At 68.9% G+C, this 5,458-nt stretch carries 5 protein-coding genes; 3 read left to right on the top strand and 2 right to left on the bottom strand.

Annotation, left to right across the window (positions count from 1 at the left end):
- Positions 1-145 precede the first annotated feature (145 nt).
- On the bottom strand, positions 146-988 hold the full coding sequence (locus tag ABZ855_RS48065; protein ID WP_360820336.1) for an alpha/beta fold hydrolase: 843 nt from the start codon (positions 986-988) through the stop codon (positions 146-148).
- Positions 989-1,043: 55 nt separating this feature from the next.
- A complete protein-coding gene (locus tag ABZ855_RS48060) occupies positions 1,044-1,859 on the bottom strand; it encodes an oxidoreductase (protein WP_360820333.1) in 816 nt (271 codons plus the stop codon).
- Between the two features lie 169 nt (positions 1,860-2,028).
- On the opposite strand from ABZ855_RS48060, the gene ABZ855_RS48055 reads away from it, so the two are divergent.
- The 3 genes from ABZ855_RS48055 to urtA all read left to right on the top strand — a co-directional run bounded on the left by ABZ855_RS48055 (position 2,029) and on the right by urtA (position 5,354).
- On the top strand, positions 2,029-2,652 hold the full coding sequence (locus ABZ855_RS48055) for a TetR/AcrR family transcriptional regulator (protein WP_360820330.1): 624 nt from the start codon (positions 2,029-2,031) through the stop codon (positions 2,650-2,652).
- Between the two features lie 125 nt (positions 2,653-2,777).
- Positions 2,778-3,899: a substrate-binding domain-containing protein gene (locus ABZ855_RS48050; RefSeq protein ID WP_360820327.1), complete on the top strand. Its 1,122-nt coding sequence runs from the start codon at positions 2,778-2,780 to the stop codon at positions 3,897-3,899.
- 201 nt (positions 3,900-4,100) lie between these two features.
- Positions 4,101-5,354: an urea ABC transporter substrate-binding protein gene (gene urtA, locus ABZ855_RS48045; RefSeq protein ID WP_319209959.1), complete on the top strand. Its 1,254-nt coding sequence runs from the start codon at positions 4,101-4,103 to the stop codon at positions 5,352-5,354.
- Positions 5,355-5,458: the final 104 nt, after the last annotated feature.

The following is a 5,458-nucleotide window of genomic DNA, read 5'->3' as shown; positions in this document are numbered from 1 at the left end:
ATCCGGTAGGACTCGCCGTAGCGCCGCCGCAGGTCACGGGCGACGGCCCGGGACACCCCGGGGTCGTCGTCCACGGTCATGATGACGGTCCGCGCGGCGTCCGCGGCCTGTGCCACATCTCTCCCACCCCGAGTGATGTGATCCGCTACTCGGTCCATGCCGCGATCCTTTCCGCGATCGCCTCGGGGGCCTCGATGTGCAGGAAGTGGCCGACGTCGGGGACGATCTCCAGCGTGTGCGGGGCGGCGAACCGGTGCCGGTCGTCGATCTTCGGGGGGAGGATGCCGCCGTCGTCGGCACCGTGGAGCTGCAGGAGGGGCACTGTGATCGGCTTGGACGTGCGGCGCAACACCCCCAGCATGCTGGGTCGCGTCATCTGCCGGTAGTACTTCAGGGGCGCGGGCATGCTCGCCCGCAGGTCCGTGTGCAGCTCCGCCTGGAGAGCTGGGTCGAGCGAGAGGCCGGGTGACCACTGACGCCAGAGATGGTCGATGAGGGCGAGATCGCGGGCGCCGGCCAGCCAGCCGGTTCCCGGCAGTTGAAAGAGCCCCATGTGCCAGCTCCGGCGTAGCTGAGCGGGGCGCATCAGGGTCAGGAACGTGCGTGGGTGGGGGATGGCGAGGGTGACCGCGCGTTCGATCCGCTCCGGCGCGGTGGCGACGGCATCGTAGGTGAGGAAGGCGCCCCAGTCGTGGCCGATCAACTCCACGGGTCTGTCCGGGGACCAGCGGTCGATCAGCGCGAGCACGTCGCCCGTGAGGGAGGCGAAGTCGAACGGCCCCGCGGTCGGGGACGGCGCGTAACCGCGCAGCCAGGGTGCGAGGACGTGACGTCCTTGGCGGCCGAGCTCGGCGAGGAAGGGCTTCGCGGTCGGCGGATGGTCCGGGAAGCCGTGCAGGACGAGCGTCGGTCGACCATCGGGGTCACCGCCCTGCAGCGCGTGGAAGGTGCCGTGTGGCAGGTCGAAGGTGACGTGTTCGAATTCCATGAGGGTCAGCCTTTTCCAAGAGCGGTCGGAGGGGAGACGCTGATGTTGGGCGGGGTCAGCCGGCCAGTCGGTTGAGCTTGCGGACTTGTTGGTCGAAGGCGCGCGAGGGCACGAACCGGCGCAGGAGGCTGACGCGTCTGGCCATCGGGCCGGCGGTGTACCGGAGCTTGGGCTTGGCATCGGTGGCGGCCGCGACGATCACCTTCGCGACGACGTCCGGGTGGTCGGCGTTGCGCACGGCCGTGGCCAGCACGTCCCGGGAGACCTTCCGCTGTGCGGCGTAGAGGGGCAGGGGTGAGTCGGGTGCCATGCTGCTCGCCTCGAAACTCGTGCTGGTGTAGGCCGGTTCGACCAGCAGCATCCGGACGCCGTGCTCGCGAAGCTCGTGGTCGACGGACTCGGAGTAGCCCTCGACCGCGTGCTTGGTGGCGGCGTAGGCGGCCATGAAGGGGGCTGGGATCAGACCGAGTACCGAGGAGACGTTGACCACGCGGCCACTGCCCTGGGCGCGCATATGGGGCAGCACCGCGTTGGTCATCCGCATCAGGCCGAAGACGTTGATGTCGAAGACCTCCTTGGCCTGGTCGATCGAGCTCTCCTCGCCGGCGCCGACCGCGCCCACGCCCGCGTTGTTGACCAGGACGTCGATCCGGCCGAACCGCTTGATCACCTCCCCGACCAGGGAGCGGACCGAGTCGTCGTCGGCCACGTCGAGATCGAGGAACGTCACCCCGGTGAGTGGCTCGGCCTTCGCCGCGTTGCGGCTCGTGCCGACCACCGCGAAGCCGGCGCGCATGAGGGCGCGCGCCGCCGCCCGTCCGATCCCGGAGGAGGCGCCCGTCACGAGGGCCACGGGGGAAGTCGTCTGCATGGTGGTTCCTTCGGTTGTGTGGCCATGACCGACACGGTGCGCATCGGTCCCGCAAGCCCGGACCAAGCCGGTCCGGGTGAGCTCAGAAAGTTATGTACTGAACAGTCGGAAACCTAGATGGTTCTGTACTGACTTGTCGAGAAGGGTGGGTCGGACGTACCTTCGGTGCATGGCCAGACCACGAAGCTTTGACCGCGACCACGTCGTGCACGCCGCCGAGCGGCAGTTCCGCGCCTCGGGCTACAACGGCACGAGCGTCGACGACATCAGCACCGCCACCGGCCTGGGCCGGGGCAGTCTCTATGCCGCGTTCGACGGCAAGCACGGCGTGCTGCTGGAGGCGATGACCGGCTACTTCTCCCGGCTGGGGCAGGGTCCGCCGAAGATGCTCGCCGGACCGGACGAGGGCGCCCTGGAGCGACTGCACACGTACCTGCTGCGCGCCGTCCACGGAGTGCCACTCGCCCCCGACGTGCCCCCCGCCGACGACCGGACGGAGGCGGCCTGCTTCGCCGCCAAGATGGCCCTGGAGATCGGCGCCTCCGACCCCGAGGTCAAACGCCTGGCCCACGACTGCTTCACCGTGGTCAGGACAGCGGTGGCCGACTGCGTGCGAGCGGCACAGCGCCACGGCGACCTCGACCCCGACGCGGATGCCGACGACCTCGCCTACCTCCTGCTCACCGTCATCCGCGGCAGCGATGTCGTCGGCGCGTACGGCCACAGCCCCGACCGCCTGACCTCCATCGCGGAGACCGCCTTCGCCCTGCTGCCCCGCCCGCGCCACACCTGAGAGTTGGGAAGGGGGCGGCCGGCCTCGTCGCACAGGCCTCTGCCGCGGTTGCCGGCGATCGTACGAAACGGTCTCGATTCCGCCGGTCCCTTGGGCGCCGCCGACGGGCAGGCAATCATGACCCCATGCAGCGGCCCCGCCCCCGCCTCGACCCCCGCCTCCACGCCCCCGAGTGGTTCACGGCCGACGACTCGACCCTGAACGTCGCACTGGTGTACCCGATGCAGGGGCCCGCCGGGATTTTCGGCCCCGCGTGCGAGGCGTGCGCGCGGCTGGCCGCCGAGGAGGTCAACCGGGCCGGGGGAGTGCTGGGCAGGGAGCTGCGGCTCCTTGAGGTCGACGGGGGCGCCGATCCGCAGCGGGTCGCCGGGGAGGTCGAGGCGCTGGTCGCGACCGGTGTGGTGCAGGGCGTCACCGGCTGGCACATCTCCTCCGTACGGCAGGCCGTGGCGCCCCGCGTCGCACACCGGGTGCCGTACGTGTACACGGCCCTGTACGAGGGCGGCGAGCGTACCGAGGGCGTCTTCCTGGCCGGCGAGACGCCCGCCGGGCAGTTGCGGCCGGCGATGCGGCTGATCGGCGAGGCGCGGGGCGTACGGCGCTGGTTCGTCGTCGGCAACAACTACGTGTGGCCCCGGCAGACCGCCCGCGCCGCACGCCGGTACGCGCGTGAGAACCGGGGACGGGTGTGCGGGGAGGCGTATCTCCCGCTGGGCACCGAGGACTTCACCGACGTACTGCGCCGCATCGAACACGCCGACGCCGACGGGGTGTTGATGCTGCTGGTGGGCAGTGACGCGGTCCGTTTCAACCGCGCGTTCGGCGCCTTCGGGCTCGACCGGCGCTGTGTGCGGCTGAGCACCCTCATGGACGAGAACATGCTGCTGGCCAGCGGCCCCGAGGCCACCCGCGACCTGTTCAGCACGGCCGGGTTCTTCGCCTCCCTCGCCAACCAGGACACCCTGGACTTCCACGGCAGTTACGCCGCCCGGTACGGCGTCGACGCCCCGGCCCCGGGCAGCCTCGGCGAGTCCTGCTACGAGGGTGTGCTGCTGCTCGCGGCCCTCGTGGAACGCGCCCGCACCCTGGACGTGTCCGCGATCGGGGCGGCGGCCGAGGCGGTGTCGTACGAGGGGCCACGCGGCCTGCTGCGACTGCGCGACCGGCATGTACGCCAGCGCATCTACCTCGCGGAGGCGGACGGCCTGGACTTCACGGTCCTAGCCCAACTGGACAACGGAAATTAGACACTTCCGTCTGCACAGCCCTTTCCGAGATCCTTCCGTGTTCCTTCCGAGATCCTTTCGTCCGGAAGTATTAATGCAACAAAAATAGCTCCGCTGGAAACTGCGCATCAATTCGACCGCAACGCATCCGAAACAGTCGACTCGCAGGCTGTGGACCGCACTTCTCCCGTCTCGTCCCCTTCTCCCCAAGGGCGGTTCTGCATGTCTGGGCTCAGTTTCAGCAGGCGTGGTCTGCTGGCCGGAGTGTCCGCGGTCGGCGCGTCCGCCGCTCTCAGCGCCTGTGGCGCCAAGACCGGTTCCGGCACGGCGTCCGACGCCGGCGTCAAGGCCGACACCTCCGGCAGCACGGTCAAGGTCGGTCTGCTCAACTCGCTGTCGGGCACGATGGCCATCAGCGAAGTCACCGTCCACAACTCGCTGTTGCTCGCCGTCAAGGAGATCAACGCGGCCGGCGGTGTCCTGGGCAAGAAGCTGGACCCGGTCAGCCAGGACGGCGCCTCCGACTGGCCGACCTTCGCGGAGAAGGCAGAGGCCCTGATCAAGGACGACAAGGTCGTGGCCACGTTCGGCTGCTGGACCTCGTCCAGCCGCAAGGCGGTCAAGCCGGTCTTCGAGCGGTACAAGTCACTCCTCTTCTACCCCGTGCAGTACGAGGGGCTCGAGGAGTCGCCGTACATCTTCTACACCGGCGCGACCACCAACCAGCAGATCGTCCCGGCGCTCGACTACCTGAAGAAGCAGGGCCTGACCAAGCTGTACCTGGTCGGCAGCGACTATGTCTTCCCGCGCACCGCCAACAAGATCATCAAGGCGTACGCGGAGGCCAAGGGCATGAAGGTGGTCGGCGAGGACTACGCGCCGCTCGGCTCCACCGAGTTCAGCACGATCGTCAACAAGGTCAAGGACTCCGGCGCGGACGCCGTGTTCAACACCCTCAACGGTGACAGCAACGTGGCCTTCTTCAAGGAGTACAAGTCCTCCGGGATGACCGCGAAGAGCATGCCGGTGCTGTCCGTCTCGATCGCCGAGGAGGAGGTGAAGAGCATCGGAACGCAGTACCTGGAGGGCCAGTTGACGGCCTGGAACTACTACCAGACGACTCCGGGCGCCGCGAACACCAAGTTCGTCGCCGCGTATCAGGCCGCGTACGGCAAGGGGAAGCCGACGAGTGACCCGATGGAGGCCGCGTATGTCTCGGTGTACCTCTGGAAGGAGATGGTCGAGAAGGCGGGGTCCTTCGATGTCGCCAAGGTGAAGGCGGCGTCGGACGGTATCGCGCTGGCCGCGCCCGAGGGGGAGGTCACCGTGGACGGGGCGAGCCAGCATGTGTACAAGACGGCTCGGATAGGCAAGGTGGGGGCCGACGGCCTGATCACCGAGGTATGGAACTCGGGCAAGCCGATCAAACCGGACCCGTTCCTGAAGGGCTACGACTGGGCGTCGGGCCTGTCCTGACTTTTCCTCGCCCCCGCCGCCCCTACCCGTTCCCATCCCTGGGGGCTGCCGCCCCCAGACCCCCGCTGGGTATTTCAGCCCCTCCGGCGTTTGAGGAGCGGGGT

Origin of the sequence: Streptomyces sp. NPDC047042 (genome assembly GCF_040644035.1) — a bacterium.
Taxonomy (GTDB): domain Bacteria; phylum Actinomycetota; class Actinomycetes; order Streptomycetales; family Streptomycetaceae; genus Streptomyces.
The sequence above is the reverse complement of the archived record's forward strand: the minus strand, read 5'-3'. Positions and strand labels throughout refer to the sequence as shown.

Excerpts from the sequence above, each read along its gene's own strand:
- ABZ855_RS48060 (WP_360820333.1), bottom strand. The coding sequence starts at position 1,859 with ATGCAGACGACTTCCCCCGTGGCCCTCGTGACGGGCGCCTCCTCCGGG.
- ABZ855_RS48055 (WP_360820330.1), top strand. The coding sequence starts at position 2,029 with ATGGCCAGACCACGAAGCTTTGACCGCGACCACGTCGTGCACGCCGCC.
- urtA (WP_319209959.1), top strand. The coding sequence starts at position 4,101 with ATGTCTGGGCTCAGTTTCAGCAGGCGTGGTCTGCTGGCCGGAGTGTCC.
- ABZ855_RS48050 (WP_360820327.1), top strand. The coding sequence starts at position 2,778 with ATGCAGCGGCCCCGCCCCCGCCTCGACCCCCGCCTCCACGCCCCCGAG.
- ABZ855_RS48065 (WP_360820336.1), bottom strand. The coding sequence starts at position 988 with ATGGAATTCGAACACGTCACCTTCGACCTGCCACACGGCACCTTCCAC.